The sequence below is a fragment of the Billgrantia sp. Q4P2 genome, from assembly GCF_052806135.1.
In genome coordinates this window covers 182,351-198,458 of the sequence record NZ_JBRBAI010000001.1, presented here as the reverse complement: position 1 = coordinate 198,458, position 16,108 = coordinate 182,351, and the positions used below count along the sequence as shown (strand labels likewise).

Below are 16,108 nucleotides of genomic sequence, written 5' to 3'. Positions count from 1 at the left end.
AGCAAAACCAGCCGCTTGAGGGCAGGGTTGGTCAAAAACCGAGCAAAACAGTCGGGATTGTCTCGAAGCGGCCTTTTGCTTACCATAATGGCATGTCACTTACGGCCGGCCCGACGGGGCCAAGGCCCGACCAGCGAGAACACCATGAGCGAGATCATCCAGATTACCGACAGCGCCCAGGACTACCTCGCCGAGCTGCTCGAGAAGCAGAACGTCGAGGGAATCGCAGTGCGCATCTTCATCACCCAACCGGGCACACCCTATGCCGAGACCTGCCTCGCCTATTGCCGGCCCGGCGAGGAGGAGCCCAGCGACGAACGCCTGGAACTCGAGAAGATCACGGCGCTGATCGACAAGAACAGCATTCCCTTCCTCGAGGAAGCGGTGGTCGACTTCAATGCCGACCGCATGGGCGGCCAACTGACCATCAAGGCGCCCAACGCCAAGATGCCCAAGGTCAACGCCGACAGCCCGCTCGAAGATCGCGTCAATTACATTCTCTACAGCGAGATCAACCCAGGGCTTGCCGCCCACGGCGGCGAAATCAAGCTGGTCGAACTCACTCAGGACCAGGTGGCGGTGCTCGCCTTCGGTGGTGGCTGCCAGGGTTGTGCTGCGGTCGACCTGACCCTCAAGGAGGGCGTGGAGAAGACCCTGATGGAGCGCATCCCCGAACTTGCCGGCATCCGCGACGTGACTGACCACACAGACACCACCAACGCCTACTATCGCTGACATCGGCTCGGATGCGCGCCCCGAGGGCGCGCTTGAGCAGCTTCAGCGAACGCTCTCGGAAGGCTCCACGGGGCCTTCCTGCGTTTCCGCACCACCCTCCGTGCGGCGAGACGCGAATCCTTCCTCGCCCGGCTGCCAGGTCCGACGCATCAGCTCGGCTTCCAGCGTGCGTAGACGTGCCGCCTGCTCATCGATATGGCGCTTCTGGTCGTCGATGCGTGCCTGCAGCAGCGACTGCTCATGGCGCAGGGTATCGATGCGCTCCTCGGCACGACTCCTGGCCCACTGGGTCTCGCGGTGCTGCTTCTCTTCGCGGCCCAGCGCAGCTTGCGTCTCATGAAGCTGCCGCTGCAGGTTCTCCTGGCGCTTCTCCAGTTGCTGGATAGTAGCATCATGCCGTTTTTCGGCCGACACTCGCTCCTGCCGCGCCTCATCGAGTAGGCTCATGAGGCGCGCTTCGGCCGCCTCGTGGCGCTGCTCTTCCTGGTTCAGGCGCGCTAGTTGCTGTGCGTCGCGGTCAGCCAACGCCTGCTGGTGGGCCTGCCCCTGCTGCTCGTTTTCCTTTTGCAACTTGTCGAGCTGCTGCAGGGCACGGCTCAAGCGCTCTTCGAATTGGCGCGCGCGCTCCTGCCACTGGTCGCGCTCGGCTTCGACCCGCGCCAGCGCAGCACTGCGCTGCTCGAGACGCTGCTCCGTTCCCGCCAGGTGAGACGACAGGGCGGCTTCGCGTTGCTCGGCATCCTCCACCTGGCGCTGCGCCTCCTGCATGGCAGCCTGGGCCTCGGCCACGCGCCGGTCGGCTTGCTCACGGTAGCCTGCCAGGGCTTCACCGGCAGATTCCTGAGCCTTGTGCCATAGGCTTTCCGCCAGCCTGACCACCGGCTCCGGCATGGCCTGCGAGGAGGGCAGGTCACGGTTGGTCTCGCGCTGGAATCGCCACTCCCGCAAGTGATCGCTGATGGTGGTGAAGCTGCCGGTTCCCAGCACATCACGAATCTTCTGGACGCTGGGTGCATCCCCCTTGGCCAGCAGTGTCTCGATGGCCTGCTGAACGTCCTCGTACTGCACACCGCTGCGTGCCATGACGATCTCCTTGTGTGGTGTGGCGGCTGATCCTTGCATCACGCGGCAGGCGTCACTTGTTCTTACCGTTTCCTTGCGCCCGCTCAGATATTCAAGCATAGCGACTTTCGTAGGAAGCGAAAAGAAATTACATGATTACGTAATACGTAATTTACGTTATGAAAACTCATTGAATTCAAGATTACCCGTCTTATCTTGAATAACTGCTCGCTACAGGCGAGACTCGTGCCATTCGATGACGACGAGTGGTGAAGACGCGATGAAGGTACCGAGCGAGGAGGGCGGCATCGCCATTCTTCCCGGCGAGCAGCAGGTAGCGCACCCGCCCGGACCGGAGCGTGATGTGTCGCTACTCGCGGCAAGCAGGGCTGCACGTATTGCCGCCGAAAGCGACGCCGAGGCGGTAGCGCAGTGGCTCGCCGAGTTCCGCGCCAGCCCACAGACGCTGCGCGCCTACCGCCGCGAGGCCGAACGGCTGCTGCTGTGGCTGGGTCATCAAGGCCTTGGCCTGGCCGAACTGCGCCGCCAGGATCTCGATGCCTTCGAGGCGTTCCTGGCGTCTCCCACGCCACGCCAGCTCTGGGTGGGGCCGCCACGGCCACGCCATGCACCGGACTGGCGGCCGTTTCGCGGCCCGCTGTCGCCGGCCAGCCGACGCCAGAGCTTGATCATCCTGCAGGGCATGTTCGCCTGGCTGCTAGAGGCGGGGTGGGTCAGCCACAATCCGTTCCGCCTGATGCGCGACAAGCGCCGGCGGCTCGACAATCGCCAAGCCGGAATCGAGCGCTACCTGGAACGGCCGCTATGGGAGTGGCTATGGCAATGGCTGGCCGAACCGCCCGGTAAGGACACCAGACCCCGTGAGCACTACCTCTGGCAGCGTCGACGCATGATCTTCGGCTTCGCCTACCTGATGGCACCGCGGATCAGCGAGATGGCCAGCGCCGAGATGGGCGATTTCTTCCAGCGAGAAGGGCGCTGGTGGTGGCGCGTGGTGGGAAAGGGCGGCAAGGCGGCACGCATCCCGGTGCCCGATGACATGCTGGCCCTGCTGGGCGACTGGCGGGAAGCGCTGGGTCTCGCCGCCGAACCGCGGCCCGGTGAAGAGGGCCCGGTGCTGCGCGGGCTCGATGGCCACCGTGGCCTGGGCGACAACCAGCTCTATCGCCTGATCCGCGATACCTTTCACCAGGCGGCCAACGCCCTGGAAGCCGAGACAGGAGAGCAGGCCATGTCGCAGGTAGCGCGCCTGCGCGCCGCCACGCCCCATTGGCTGCGCCATACCGCGCTCACCCATCAGGCCCAGGCCGGCGTCGAGCTGCGCTATCTCGCCAGCACCGCTCGCCACGCGCGGCTCGATACCACGGCTCAGTACCTGCACGCCGAGGATGAGGAGTGGCATCGCCAGCAATCCGTACACAGCCTGCCCGGCAAGGCGGACGAATCCGGGGTCGAACCGGTATAATGATGGTTAAGTCAACACGGGAGGCAACATGACCACCGAAGCCACGGCCGAACAAGCCCAGCATGCCCTGCGGGAAGAGTTCGAGATGTTCGATAACTGGATGGACCGCTACCAGTACATCATCGACATGGGTAAACAGCTGCCGGCGTTTCCCGAGGAGTGGAAGACGCCCGAGCTGAAGATACAGGGCTGCCAGTCGAACGTCTGGATGCACCATCGTTGCGACGGCGACGTGCTGCACTTCGATGCGGTATCGGATGCCGCCATCGTTTCCGGCCTGATCGCCGTGCTGATGCGCATCTACAACGATCGTCCGGCCGGCGAAATTCGCGACACCAGCCCCCACTTCCTGGAGGATTTGGGTCTCGACAAGCACCTGTCCCCCACGCGCAGCAATGGCTTGCACGCCATGCTCGGCAAGATCTACGAAGTCGCCGAGAAAGAGGCCGCCTCCGCCTGATGCCGTTCCGGGGCACGCACGGCGACATGCCGCTGACGTTCCCGCGCGAGAATGCTTTCAGCATCCAGGCTGGCAATGGATACGTCCGTCGCAGCGGGAATCTCGCCCGCCAGTTGCAGCGCCTGGTAGCGCCCGCAGCAGACACGCAGGAAGGAGGCGAAGTTGGCGGGATCGTGCCCCGCCTCGGCGCACTCCCGCGAGAGCTTCGCTACCAACTGACTGAGCGAGAGACCGTCGCGCCTGCCGACCTCCTCGAGAACCTTCCAAAAGAAGCGCTCCAAGCGCACGCTGGTCGAGACGCCGTCGAGGCGCATGGAGCGGGTCTGAGGCTCCCACAGGCCCGGTTCGGCGCCGATGAAAAGCCTGCACATACCATTTCCTCCCTTGCTGGCCCGACCGACGCTTTCATCATGGCGCCGGTCGCGGGCCAGGGCAAGGCGGTTTCGAGTAGCGGCTAGAGTTCGATACGCGTACCCAGCACGGCCAGGAACTGGGCGATCCACGCCGGATGGGCGGGCCAGGCCGGAGCGGTGACCAGCTTGCCATCGGTCACGGCATCGTCCACCGCAATGTCGGCATAGCGGCCGCCAGCCAGCTCCACCTCGGGACGGCAGGCGGGATAGGCCGAGCAGGTACGTCCCTCCAGCACCCGGGCGGCAGCCAGCAGTTGGGCACCGTGGCAGATGGCCGCGACAGGCTTGTCTGCCTCGAAGAAGTGACGTACCAGCGCGATGACCTTGTCGTTCAGGCGCAGATACTCCGGAGCGCGCCCGCCAGCGATCACCAGGCCATCGTAGTCGGCAGGGTTCGCAGCAGCGAAGTCTGCATTGAGGGTGAAGCGGTGGCCCGGCTTCTCGCTATAGGTCTGGTCGCCCTCGAAGTCGTGGATGGCGGTGGCGATGCTGTCGCCGGCCCGCTTGTCGGGACATACGGCGTCGACGCGATGCCCCACGGCCTGCAAGGCCTGGAACGGCACCATGGTCTCGTAGTCTTCGGCATAATCGCCGCACAGCAAGAGCAGTCGCTTGGCAGACATGGCGTGCCTCCTCATCGGCTCGTTGTGGTTGGGTGTGCCATCAAGCAGTCTGGCACGGCCGGGCCGGAGGAGGGTGGTAGCGGGCTACTACAAGTTGACAGCGGGATCCATGGGCGGGTCTAGCGGTGTTCGGAAGCGTGCTCAGCCGAACGACAGCAGAAATGTTCGTCGAGTTCGGGGTCTTCGTGGCACAGCCGTTCGCTCGGCCCTCCGGGCACGGGATCGATGCCGCCGTGACTACCGGGGTGGCAGCGCACGATCCGCCTGGCGGCAAGCCAGCCGCCACGCAGCGGGCCATGGACCTGGATGGCTTCTACGCTGTAGTGCGAACAGCTGGGCCAGAAACGACAGCGCGGTCCCAGCAGGGGGCTGACCACCAGTTGGTAGAGTCTCACCAGGCCGATCATCGACAGCCCCAGCAGACTGCCAAGGCGATGCAGCCCGGCGGCCAGGAAAGGCATGCTTCAACGCCCCTCCGGGGGCTTGCGATAGAGTATCTCGGGGTCGATCAACGGCTCACTGCTAATGCGGGCCTGATCGCCTTCCAATGCCACGTAGAAACAGCTGCGTCGTCCGGTATGGCAGGCCGGGCCGGTCTGTTCGACCTGCAGCAGCAGGGTGTCGCCATCGCAGTCGAGACTGGCCGCATGCAGGTGCTGCTGCTGGCCGGAGGATTCTCCCTTGCGCCAAAGTTTGCCCCGCGAGCGCGACCAGTAGCAGACGCGCCCGGTCGAAAGTGTCTCCTCCAGCGCCTCGCGGTTCATCCAGGCCATCATCAGCACTTCACCAGTATCGTGCTGCTGGGCGATGGCGGGAATCAAGCCGTCATCGTTGAAGCGCACTGCATCGAGAGCCCGTGCAAGCGGCAGGCAGGCATCGAGCTCGGCACGCTCGAGTTGCTTGAAGGTATCGGTCATGGCATTTCCGTCATGGCTGGCTCAGGCTCGCGCCGCAGCATTCAAGCAGAGGTCGCAGCTGCCCAATAACTCGATGGTCTGGCGTTCGACACGAAATCCCAAGTCGCGTGCCTGGGCGCTGAGCTGGGCGTTCACGTCGTCCAGATGCAGTTCCTCGACACGCCCGCAGTGGCGGCAGATCAACAGCTGGAAGCCGTGGGCATGCTCGGGGCAGGGGCATGCCACATAAGCATTGAGCGACTCGATGCGATGCACCAACCCCTGTTCGATCAGAAAGTCGAGGGCACGATAGATGGTCGGCGGGCGAGCCGCCGCATGCTCGACGGCCAGACGGTCGAGCAATTCATAGGCCTTGAGGCCACCGCTGGCCCCGGCGATCATCTCGAGTACGCGTCGTCGGATCGGGGTGAAGCGCACCTCGCGAAGTTGGCACTGTCTTTCGGCCTGCGCGAGCAGGGCGGTAGCGTCGGTCATGGGCGACCCGATGTGTCTGGAATGGGGTTCATTCTACGTGCTGAGACAGGGCTCGGCCAGCTCGGGTTCGGGCAGCCTCTTGAGCTCGCCCTGGCGGGCGAAGTGCTGCTGGGCAAAGGCGACCCGCGCCTTGACGCCGAGCCCCTCGGGCTGCTTTTCCACCAGATCCAGGCGCGGACGCAGGCCTTCGCCATTGGCCATCTGGATGGCAAGCCCGGGGCGAGCATTGAGTTCGAGCAGCATGGGGCCACGGTTGCGATCGATCACCATATCGGTACCGATGTAGCCGAGCCCGGTCATCTCGTAGCAGCCCGCCGCCAGCTCCAGCAGGCTGGTCCAGTCGGGAATGCGCAAGCTGGCCAGCTCATGACCGGTATCCGGGTGGTCGCGGCGCGAGCGGTCGAACTGGACGCCACGCACCGCCGTCCCCGTGGCGATGTCGAGCCCTACGCCCACCGCTCCTTGGTGCAGGTTGGCCTTGCCGTCGGAAGCCGCCGTGGAGAGGCGCATCATGGCCATGACCGGGTAACCGCGGAAGATGATCACACGAATGTCGGGCACGCCCTCATAGGTGTACTCGGAGAGCTGCTCGTCGAAGTTGATGAGACCCTCGATCATCGCCACGTCGGGAGTGCCACCCAGCGAATAGAGCCCCGACAGGATGTTGGAGACGTGCCGGTGGATATCCTCGATGCTGAGCTTGGCGCCGCTGGGTTTGACGAAGCCATCGGCATCGACGTGCTCGATCACCAGGATGCCCTTGCCGCCACTGCCCTTGGCGGGCTTGATGACGAACCCCGGGTGGCCGGCGATCATGTCGCCCAAGCCCTTGATGCCAAACTGGGTGGTCACGGTTCCGATCAGGGCAGGCGTGGTGATGCCGTGCTTCTCGGCAAGCAGTTTGGTCTTCAGCTTGTCGTCCACCAGGGGGTAGAGACGCCGGCTGTTGTAGCGCCCGATGTAGCGAATGTTGCGCCGGTTCATGCCGATGATACCGCGACGCAGGAGCTGGCTTGGCCGTGCCCACATGATGTTCAGTCCTCGGTGACCGGTTTGAAACGCCGCAGCTCGAGCAGCCGGTATCCCGTGTAGTTACCCAGCAGCAGAATCAGCGACATGATGATGAGCTGTACGCCCAGGAAGTTGAAGGTGATATGGCGTATCCATGGGTTGTTCATGGCGAGATACGCCAGTACGGCAGTAATGAGGCTTCCCCCGCCTTGAATCAAGACCTCCTTGGGACCTTCTTCTTCCCACAGGATCGACATGCGTTCGATGGTCCAGGCCAGGATGATCATCGGGAAGAAGGTGATCGTCAGGCCCGCATTGAGTCCTACACGATAGGACAACACGGAGAAGATCGAAATGATGGCGATGACCGTGATGATCACCGCCGAGACTCGAGCCACCAGCAGCAGATTGAGATAGGAGAGATAATTGCGTATCACCAGTCCCACCGAGACGATCAGCAGGAAACCGATCAGACCGGTGGGCAGGGTCGTCTGGATGAAGGCCAGCGCAATCAGGACGGGCATGAAGGTACCCGATGTCTTGATGCCGACGAGGATGCGCAGGAACACGACTACCAGCGCGCCGATGGGGATCAGCAGGATGGTCTGGAATAGCGCTTGTTCCTCGAGCGGCAGGCTGTGAATCGAGAAGTTGAGCAGGGTATCGTCGGCCAGCTGGCTGCGGACGGCGGCTGCGGCGGGCTGGCTGCGCGACAGCATGGAGAAGGTGACTCGTGAGTTGGTACCACCCTGGACCTCGAGCACGGCACGCCCGGCGGTTTCCCATAGCAGGAGATTTTCCGGCTGGCCCTGGTCGGCAGTGCGCGGGTTGAACAGTTCCCAATTCTCTTCGTCCGCAAAGACCATGATCCAGGAGGTCAGCGCCTGCCGGCGGCGGCCATCCTCGAGTACCAGGCCGCTGACTTCGCGGGCATGCACGCCGGCCTGGTTGAGCAGGCGTACCAGTAGAGGCGTGCGCTCGAACTGGGTCAGCAGCAGGCGGGCATTCTCGCCCTGGCGGTCCTCGTCGAAGTCACGAATCAGCTCCCGTGTGAAGGTATAGGGGTCGGCGCTGCGCATCCAGGCGCGCTCGATCACCTGGGCCGCCGCCGTATCATAGGGGCGCTCCCAGCTGATCTCGCGCAGTGACGGTCGGGCGATCTGGCGCTGCCGCCGGTCATCGGTCACCTGGAGGCGTACGGAATAATAGAGCTGCTGGCTGCCCGCTGCGCGGCGAATCGACCACTGCGCGCGGCGGCCGGTCTCGTCCTGCAGGAACGACAGGCCGTAACCCGGTGATGCGGTGTTCTCGGTCAGGATCCGGTAACCGCGCTGATGCGAGGGTAGCGCCATGTCCACGCGGACGGGCTCGCCCAGGGCGGTGAAATCGACGATGGCTTCGACTTCCCAGACCTGGCGCTGCTCGCCCGGGGTCCACGGCACCTCCATCTGGATATGACGGTGAAGGCTCGTGCCGATACCGAGCACCATCAGCAGGCCCACGATGAGATAGAAGGGCAGTCGCGACATGTGTCATCCTTGCAGGTAGGGCAATCAGGCTCGGTATCAACCTTCTTCTTCGTCCCGATCGTTGATCTCGTCCTCCGGCGCCTCGGAGGCCGGACGGCCACCGGGGAACTCGGGCCGGGGGTGCAGGTAGTTCTCCGCCACATCGATCAGGGCGATATCCATCAGGAAGCGCCGTCCGAGCAGTACCGGATAGTTGAGATGCGTGCGGTCGTTGAGCGTAAATTCCACCGTTTCACGGATCGGCCCCAGCGTCATCAGCAAACTGACGACCGGGCGCGATGTGCTGCCGGCGGCCTGCATGATGCGCACCCGGCGTTCTACCGGACGTTCGATCCACTCGTCACGCACGCTGTCGACGACGATATCGTCCTCGTTGAGGCCCAGCTTGAAGCGCACCCAATCCTCGCCGTCACGCTCGAAACGCGTGATATCGGTGGCGGAGAGAGAAGAGGTGTTGGCCCCCGAGTCCACCCGCGCACGAAGGTAGGTACCGACATCGGGCAGGCCGATCCATTCGGAGCGGCCTACCATCTCCTTGGCCGACAGCGTCTCGCTCAGCTCATTGTTGCATTCTGCCGGCACCACCATGGGTTCATCGCCGCGCCGCTGTTCGAGCCGCTCGATGTCGCCACGCAGATGGCGCAGCGTGATGCCGGCATCGCGCAGCTCGGCGAGCACTTCGGCCTGTTGCCGGTTGCTGGCAGCCTGGATATCTGAGCGGTCGCAGCTATGTGCGATCCGTTCCTCGAGCTGGCCGATACGCGCCTCGAAGGCGGCAGGGCTGAGGGTGGGCTCGGGCGCTGACTGGGGTGTGAGGGCGCATCCGCTGATCAACAATGAACTCAGCAACCAGGGTATGGGTGCGGATAGCGTTCTCGGTCGCATTGGAATCGACAGCCTCCGGTCGGGCTACGGGTTAGGCGTAGCGGCAGTGGGCTTGGCTTGAAGGGCGCACGTAACGTCGCGGCGAAACATGACGGAGGATGATAAGGATTTCGAGGTGGCGTTGTCCAACGCCGTGATAGAGATTCAATTTAACATAATATACATTATGCGAATCAAAGCCATGTCCGTGCCAACGCGTCACACCTCGAGTCTGCCTGCTGACGCCGTCAAACCGCCACAGTGGCCAAGAAAAGCATGCGCTCCAAGCGAAAACCCCGGCTCGCTGCCGGGGTTCGCCTTTCATGCCAAGCCATCACGTACCCGATTCAGCCTTCGTCGGCCGGCGCGTAGGAGCCATCTTCGCGATGCACTTCCTTACCAGTGATCGGCGGTGTGAACACGCAGGCCAGGTGCATGGTCTTGTGTGCGCGCAACAGATGCTCGTCGTGCTGGTCGAGAATGTAGATGTCGCCCGGCTTGATCGGCCAGATCTTGCCGTCGGCCAGGGTTTCCACTTCGCCTTCACCTTCGATGCAGTACACCGACTCGTAGTGATGCTTGTAGTGGATGTGCGTTTCGGTGCCTTCGTAGATCCGCGTGATATGGAACGAGAAGCCACCGCCGTCATTGGCCAGCACCAGGCGTGTGCTGTCCCAGGTTCCGCTTTCCGCCTTGACCAGTCGGTCCGTCTTGCGCGCTTCCTCGAGATTGCGAACGATCATCTTCCTATGTCTCCGTTCAAACCATAGACTGGCCGGCTGCCGCTACAGCCGGCCGGTAACATGAATGCCATGGGCGCCACAGGTCAGGCCATGACCTCCTTGACACTCGCCTCGAGGATATCCAGCCCTTCGAGCAGATCCTCATCGGGAATGGTCAGCGGACACAGGCACTTGACCACCTCGCCGGCCTGACCGCTGGTCTCGATCACCAGGCCCTTCTCGAAGGCCTTGGCGGTGATCTTGTCCGCCAGGTCGCCGTCGCCCACATCGATCCCGCGCATCAGGCCACGGCCACGCTCGGAAGCCGCTACGCCCCGCTCGCTGATCCAGGCGGCAATCTTCTGGAAGCGATCTTCGACCACCCTGCCCTTGCGCTGAACGTCGCGCTCGAAGGTGTCGTCACGCCAGTACTGTCGCATGGCGGCGGCGGCCGTGGCAAAGGCCAGGTTGAAGCCGCGGAAGGTGCCGTTGTACTGGCCGGGCTTCCACTTGTCGAGGTCGGGGCGCATCAGGACGTGGGCGAACGGCAGACCGAAGCCGGACAGCGACTTGGAGTTGGTCACGATGTCGGGCTTGATACCGGCATGCTCGAAGCTGAAGAACTTGCCGGTACGACCGCAGCCGGCCTGGATGTCGTCGACGATCAGCAGGATGCCGTTGTCGCGGCAGATTCGCTCCAGGCGCTTGAGCCAGTCGAGACCCGCCACGTTGATGCCACCCTCGCCCTGCACGGTCTCGACGATGACCGCCGCCGGCAGGTCCAGGCCGCTGGAGTTGTCGCCCAGCAGTTTCTCGAAGTAGTCCAGGCTATCGGCGTGCTCGCCCAGATAGCCGTCATAAGGCATGAAGGCGCTGCCCTGCAGCGGAATGCCACCAGTGGCTTCCCGGAACTTGCGATTGCCGGTAGTGGCAAGCGCCCCCATGGTCACGCCGTGGAAGCCGTTGGTGAAGGTGACGATGTTGTGTCGCCCCTGGGCCACCCGGGCCAGGCGAATGGCGGCCTCGACGGCGTTGGTACCGGTGGGCCCCGGGAGGTGGACCTTGTACTCCAGCCCACGCGGCTTGAGGATCACCTCTTCGAGGGTTTCCAGGTAGTCGCGCTTGGCGGCGGTCCAGAAATCGAGGCCGTGCACGATACCGTCGCTGTCCAGGTAATCGAGCAGCGCCTGCTTGAGGTGCGGGTTGTTGTGACCGTAGTTGAGGGTGCCGGCACCGGCCAGGAAGTCGATGTACTCGCGTCCCTCCTCATCGGTCAGCCGAGCATTTTTGGCCGTGGTGAAGACCACCGGGAAAGAGCGCGAATAGGTTCGCACATTGGATTCGAGACGTTCGAGAGTCTGGGTCTGCATGTCGACCTCCTGTCGAGATAATCAAGCGTAGGAAAGCATGGATGGCCGAGGGCCTCGACCATCCAGCGAATCGGATGGGCTCAGATGCGCCGTGTGTCGAAGGGACCGATGCGCACGAGATTCTCGGGATCGTGTTCACCACCGAGTTGATCCGTGGAGAAGTACTCACGGCTATTGAGAGGCGCCTGCCAGCGATCGGCAAGGCGGCGGAACAACCCCCAGGACGCCTGATTGTCCGGCGTGATGGTGGTTTCCAGGTGATGAACCTCGACCATTTCGGGGCGGCTCATGACCGCCTCGACCAGACGCCGCGCCAGGCCGGTGCCGCGGGCCTTCTCGCCTACTGCCACCTGCCAGAGGAAATAGGTATCCGGCGCGTTGCTCTTCACGTAACCCGACACGAAACCGACGATTTCACCCTCGTCATTGGTGGCAACGGCGCAGGTATCGCGGAATTGCGTCGCCAGCAGCAGGTAGGCGTAGGCTGAATTGACGTCGAGCGGCGGGCATGACTTGACCAGCTCGTAGACCCCCCAGCCGTCGTCCGGATTGGGCTTGCGAATGAACAGTGGCGAGGCATCACTGCCGACTACGGCATCGGCCACACTGGGTCGGGCCAGCTCGGCGGAGGGAGTGAAAGGCTGCGGTGTCACATTCATGGTAAGGCTTCGCTGTAGCGATGTTGCGACTAATGATAACAGGGCTCACCGGCAAATCAAAACTAGCATTATGGCTACGGCACGATTGCATAACAAAAAATTATCATTGGTTGCCGAAGCGCTATGAGAAGTCTAGCCCATGCTGACGCACAGAGGTCAGAACGACATCGGGCCGCCCGCAGGCGACCCGATGATGGCAAGGAGCGTCGTTTCAGTGGCGTGAAAGCGTACGCATGGTGACGAATTCCTCGGCTCCCGTCGGGTGAATGCCGACCGTGGCATCGAAATCGGCCTTGGTGAGGCCGGCCCTCACGGCAATGGCGATGCCCTGGATCAGCTCGCCAGCCTCCTCGCCCACCATATGGGCGCCAACCACCACGTCGCTGGCGTCATCGACGATCAGCTTCATCAGGCAGCGCTCCTCGCTGCCGGAAAGCGTATGTTTCATGGGGCGAAAATCGGTGCGGTAGACCCGTATCGCACCATGCTGCTTGCGCGCCTGTTCCTCCGAAAGCCCCACCGTACCGATGTTGGGATGACAGAACACGGCGGTCGCGATGTTGCGATAGTCCATGGGTGCCGCCGGCGTGTCGCTGAAGTGCTGTTGTACCAGGTGCATCGCTTCGGCCAGGGCCACCGGCGTCAGTTCCGGCCCACCGGTCACGTCGCCTAGCGCCAGGATGGAAGGCACCGATGTCTCGAAGCGTTCGTTCACCTTGACGCTACCGTCAACGTTGAGTTCGACATCAAGGGCATCGAGCCCGACGCCTTCCAGATTGGGCTTGCGGCCGGTAGCGGCCAGCACGGCATCGACCTCCAGCGACTCGCCGTTGGTGAGCGATACCAGCAGGCCGCCCGCGACCTTTTCGATACTCTCGATATTGGTCTCGAAGTGCAGATTGACGCCCTTGGCCGCCATCTGCTCACGCGTGAACTCGCGCACTTCGCGATCGAAGCCACGCAGGAACAGCTCACCGCGATAGACCAGGTGGGACTCGCTGCCCAGGCCATTGAAGATGCTGGCGAACTCCACGGCAATGTAACCGCCGCCGAGGACCAGGAAACGTCGCGGCATCTGCGCCAGATCGAACACTTCATTGGAGGTCACGGTCAGTTCTCGCCCCGGAAAATCGGGTACCCAGGGCCAGCCGCCGACGGCCACCAAGATCTTGGCGGCGGTGATACTCTCCCCTGCGACCTCGACGCGGTGTGCATCCACCACCCGTGCACGCCCGTTGATCAGGCGCACGCCGGCATTGTCCAGCAGGCGACCGTAGATCTCGTTGAGCCGGGCGATCTCACGTACCTTGTTGTCACGCAGCGTGGCCCAGTCGAACACGGGGGCTTCGGGCAGGTTCCAGCCGAAGCCACGGGCATCCTGGAAGGCATCGTGGAAGTGCGCGGCATAGGAGTAGAGCTTCTTCGGCACACAGCCCACGTTGACACAGGTACCGCCCAGATAGCGGTCCTCGGCAACGGCCACCCGTGCACCGGTCGCCGCCGCGGTGCGGGCGGCGCGCACCCCTCCGGAGCCGGCGCCAATGACGAACAGGTCATAGTCGAAGTCAGACACACGATTCTCCTTGTCTTGCCGGGTATGGGTGACGGACCCGGTCGGATCGCACGATTTTACCAGCGCTGCCTTGGCGTGTAGAGCAAGCTCCCGCGGATGCTTCGGTTGACCCCCACCGTCAGCGGCGGTAAAAGAAGCGCTCGACAACAGCCACCCCTGGCCAACGGACCCAACCATGGACAAGGAAATCGAAATCCTGCTCGACAACAACCGCGCCTGGGCGGAGCGGATGTGTCGGGAGGATGCGGATTATTTCACGCGGCTTTCACAGCAGCAGAATCCGGACTACCTCTGGATCGGCTGTTCGGACAGCCGGGTACCCGCCAACCAGATCGTGTCGCTTCCCCCGGGCGAGGTCTTCGTTCATCGCAACGTCGCCAACCTGCTGCATCACAATGACATGAATGCGCTATCCGTGGTGCAGTACGCCGTCGATGTGTTGCAGGTCAAGCACATCATGGTCGTGGGCCACTACGGCTGCGGCGGCGTGCGGGCGGCCGTAGCCGGTGGCGAATGCGGCATGGTCGATTACTGGCTGCACTCAGTCCGCGAACTCTATAGTCATAACCGTTCCTCCCTGGAGCATCTTCCCCTCGATGAGCAGATCGATCGCATGTGCGAGCTCAACGTGCAGGCCCAGGTCAACAACCTGTGCCGTACCAAGATCGTCCAGCTCGCCTGGCAGCGCGGCCAACCCCTGGCCGTACATGGCTGGATCTATGGGCTCGGCGACGGCCGTATCACCGATCTCGGTTGCACCGTGACGGGCCTCGATCAGGTGGCCACGCTCTACCGCATCGATCGCATCGAGGCGAGCCCCGACTCCTGCTGATCCGGACCGGCTCGAAACCGCGGGCTGCGCCCCCTACACTGCGAGCGATGTCCATCGCAGGGAAATCTCATGTCCGATCCACTCGCCACGCTTCAGCGTGAACATCTCCGGGCCCTCGAGCAGTACTATGCCGAGGTACTGACGGCACTGGGCTACGATGGCGTACTGATCTACAGCGGCCACCCTGCCCTTCACTTCGGTGACGACCAGCACGCCAGCTTCTGCAGCTACGGCCATTTCCAGCACTGGACCGGCCAGGCCGGCCTGTCCCATAGCTGGCTGCTGATCCGCCCCGGACAGCGGCCCATCTGCTATTTCCATGCGCCGAACGACTTCTGGCACCTGCCACCCCAGTTACCCGCACAGGCATGGACCGAGCATTTCGAGGTGCTGACTGGTCGCCATGACACGCCGCCGAAGCTCGGCGCAGGCCGCTTTGCCGTGATCGGCAACGTATCCGACGACGACGCCACGGCTCTCGCCGCTCAGCGCAACCCGGCCGCCCTGCTGTCTGCCCTGGACGAAGGACGCGTGCGCAAGAACGAGTACGAGATCGTCTGTCTGAGCGAGGCCAATCGCATGGCTGAGCTTGGCCACCGTGCCGCCCGGGAAGCCTTCCTGGCCGGGGGCAGCGAACTCGACATTCACCTGGCCTATCTCCAAGCCTCGCGTCAGCGTGAAGGCGAGCTGCCCTATGGCAATATCGTCGGCATCGGCGCGCATGCCGCGGTGCTGCATTATCAGCATTACGACAGCGAACCGCCTCGCTCCCGCCCCAGCCTGCTGGTGGACGCGGGGCACCGCTTCCGTGGCTATTGCGCCGATATCACCCGTACCTGGCCGGGAGCCGAAGCCGACCCGCTCTTCGCCGACCTGATCGCACGCATGCACGACATCAAGCAGCGCCTCGTCGCAGCGGTCGCTCCCGGTGTCGACTTCGTCGAGCTGCACGAGCGGATGCATCGCCTGCTCGGTGAACTGTTGGTAGAGAGCGAACTGGTTACCGCTTCCGCCGAGGCTGCCGTCGAAAGCGGTATCACACGAGCCTTCTGCCCCCATGGGCTTGGCCACCTGCTCGGCGTTCAGGTTCACGACGTTGCGGGCCGCACGGCACGCGATGGCACTCCGCTGCCGCCGCCAGCCGAGCATCCGGCACTGCGGCTGACGCGGGAACTGGAAGCGGGAATGACGGTCACCATAGAACCGGGGCTGTACGTCATTCCCATGCTGCTCGAGCCGCTCGAGTCAACTCCCGCAGGGCAGCACCTGAACTGGGCTTTGATCGAGCGCCTGGCTCCCCATGGCGGCATTCGCATCGAGGACAACGTGAGTGTCACGGCCAATGCAGCCAGAAACCTGACCGCAGATATCGAGTAAC

General features: G+C 63.4%; 18 protein-coding genes. 5 read left to right on the top strand and 13 right to left on the bottom strand.

Annotated features, from left to right (window positions below):
* The first annotated feature begins 144 nt into the window (after positions 1 to 144).
* On the top strand, positions 145 to 735 hold the full coding sequence (nfuA, locus tag ACUY1T_RS00940) for a Fe-S biogenesis protein NfuA (protein ID WP_446019845.1): 591 nt from the start codon (positions 145 to 147) through the stop codon (positions 733 to 735).
* 42 nt (positions 736 to 777) lie between these two features.
* Here nfuA and ACUY1T_RS00935 read toward each other — a convergent pair whose 3' ends face one another.
* Complete coding sequence (locus tag ACUY1T_RS00935; protein ID WP_446019844.1) at positions 778 to 1,818, bottom strand: DNA-binding protein; 1,041 nt, start codon at positions 1,816 to 1,818, stop codon at positions 778 to 780.
* A 259-nt stretch (positions 1,819 to 2,077) separates the two neighbouring features.
* On the opposite strand from ACUY1T_RS00935, the gene ACUY1T_RS00930 reads away from it, so the two are divergent.
* A complete protein-coding gene (locus tag ACUY1T_RS00930) occupies positions 2,078 to 3,283 on the top strand; it encodes a tyrosine-type recombinase/integrase (RefSeq protein ID WP_446019843.1) in 1,206 nt (401 codons plus the stop codon).
* A 28-nt stretch (positions 3,284 to 3,311) separates the two neighbouring features.
* A complete protein-coding gene (locus ACUY1T_RS00925) occupies positions 3,312 to 3,743 on the top strand; it encodes a SufE family protein (RefSeq protein ID WP_446019842.1) in 432 nt (143 codons plus the stop codon).
* On the opposite strand, the gene ACUY1T_RS00920 is transcribed toward ACUY1T_RS00925, so the two are convergent.
* From ACUY1T_RS00920 to gorA, 12 genes are all read right to left on the bottom strand, one after another.
* A complete protein-coding gene (locus ACUY1T_RS00920; protein WP_446019841.1) occupies positions 3,707 to 4,114 on the bottom strand; it encodes a ribbon-helix-helix domain-containing protein in 408 nt (135 codons plus the stop codon). The genes ACUY1T_RS00925 and ACUY1T_RS00920 overlap by 37 nt on opposite strands.
* Before the next feature lie 83 nt (positions 4,115 to 4,197).
* A complete protein-coding gene (locus tag ACUY1T_RS00915) occupies positions 4,198 to 4,779 on the bottom strand; it encodes a DJ-1/PfpI family protein (protein ID WP_446019840.1) in 582 nt (193 codons plus the stop codon).
* A 119-nt stretch (positions 4,780 to 4,898) separates the two neighbouring features.
* On the bottom strand, positions 4,899 to 5,240 hold the full coding sequence (gene yidD / locus ACUY1T_RS00910) for a membrane protein insertion efficiency factor YidD (RefSeq protein WP_446019839.1): 342 nt from the start codon (positions 5,238 to 5,240) through the stop codon (positions 4,899 to 4,901).
* Positions 5,241 to 5,243: 3 nt separating this feature from the next.
* Positions 5,244 to 5,696, bottom strand: coding sequence for a phosphoribosyl-AMP cyclohydrolase (hisI, locus tag ACUY1T_RS00905; protein ID WP_446019838.1), 453 nt, complete (start codon positions 5,694 to 5,696; stop codon positions 5,244 to 5,246).
* A gap of 21 nt (positions 5,697 to 5,717) precedes the next feature.
* Positions 5,718 to 6,170, bottom strand: a complete 453-nt coding sequence (locus ACUY1T_RS00900) for a transcriptional repressor (RefSeq protein ID WP_446019837.1) — start codon at positions 6,168 to 6,170, stop codon at positions 5,718 to 5,720.
* A gap of 33 nt (positions 6,171 to 6,203) precedes the next feature.
* Positions 6,204 to 7,199 carry an alpha-L-glutamate ligase-like protein gene (locus tag ACUY1T_RS00895; protein WP_446019836.1) on the bottom strand — a complete coding sequence of 332 codons (996 nt, stop codon included), beginning with the start codon at positions 7,197 to 7,199 and terminating at the stop codon, positions 6,204 to 6,206.
* A gap of 5 nt (positions 7,200 to 7,204) precedes the next feature.
* The gene (locus ACUY1T_RS00890) at positions 7,205 to 8,710 is read right to left on the bottom strand and encodes an inactive transglutaminase family protein (RefSeq protein ID WP_446019835.1); all 1,506 of its coding nucleotides are present in this window, start codon (positions 8,708 to 8,710) and stop codon (positions 7,205 to 7,207) included.
* Between the two features lie 36 nt (positions 8,711 to 8,746).
* Entirely contained in the window at positions 8,747 to 9,544 is a 798-nt protein-coding gene (locus tag ACUY1T_RS00885) for an ATP-dependent zinc protease family protein (RefSeq protein ID WP_446019834.1), read from the bottom strand.
* A 377-nt stretch (positions 9,545 to 9,921) separates the two neighbouring features.
* A complete protein-coding gene (locus tag ACUY1T_RS00880) occupies positions 9,922 to 10,317 on the bottom strand; it encodes an ectoine synthase (RefSeq protein WP_446019833.1) in 396 nt (131 codons plus the stop codon).
* A gap of 83 nt (positions 10,318 to 10,400) precedes the next feature.
* A complete protein-coding gene (ectB, locus tag ACUY1T_RS00875) occupies positions 10,401 to 11,666 on the bottom strand; it encodes a diaminobutyrate--2-oxoglutarate transaminase (RefSeq protein WP_446019832.1) in 1,266 nt (421 codons plus the stop codon).
* Between the two features lie 80 nt (positions 11,667 to 11,746).
* Positions 11,747 to 12,325: a diaminobutyrate acetyltransferase gene (gene ectA / locus ACUY1T_RS00870; RefSeq protein WP_446019831.1), complete on the bottom strand. Its 579-nt coding sequence runs from the start codon at positions 12,323 to 12,325 to the stop codon at positions 11,747 to 11,749.
* Between the two features lie 211 nt (positions 12,326 to 12,536).
* A complete protein-coding gene (gene gorA / locus ACUY1T_RS00865) occupies positions 12,537 to 13,898 on the bottom strand; it encodes a glutathione-disulfide reductase (RefSeq protein ID WP_446019830.1) in 1,362 nt (453 codons plus the stop codon).
* Between the two features lie 175 nt (positions 13,899 to 14,073).
* Here gorA and can point away from each other — a divergent pair, with 175 nt between their 5' ends.
* Together can and pepQ are read left to right on the top strand one after the other, a co-directional pair.
* Positions 14,074 to 14,730, top strand: coding sequence for a carbonate dehydratase (gene can / locus ACUY1T_RS00860; RefSeq protein WP_446019829.1), 657 nt, complete (start codon positions 14,074 to 14,076; stop codon positions 14,728 to 14,730).
* 69 nt (positions 14,731 to 14,799) lie between these two features.
* A complete protein-coding gene (gene pepQ, locus ACUY1T_RS00855) occupies positions 14,800 to 16,107 on the top strand; it encodes a Xaa-Pro dipeptidase (protein WP_446019828.1) in 1,308 nt (435 codons plus the stop codon).
* Position 16,108 lies beyond the last annotated feature (1 nt).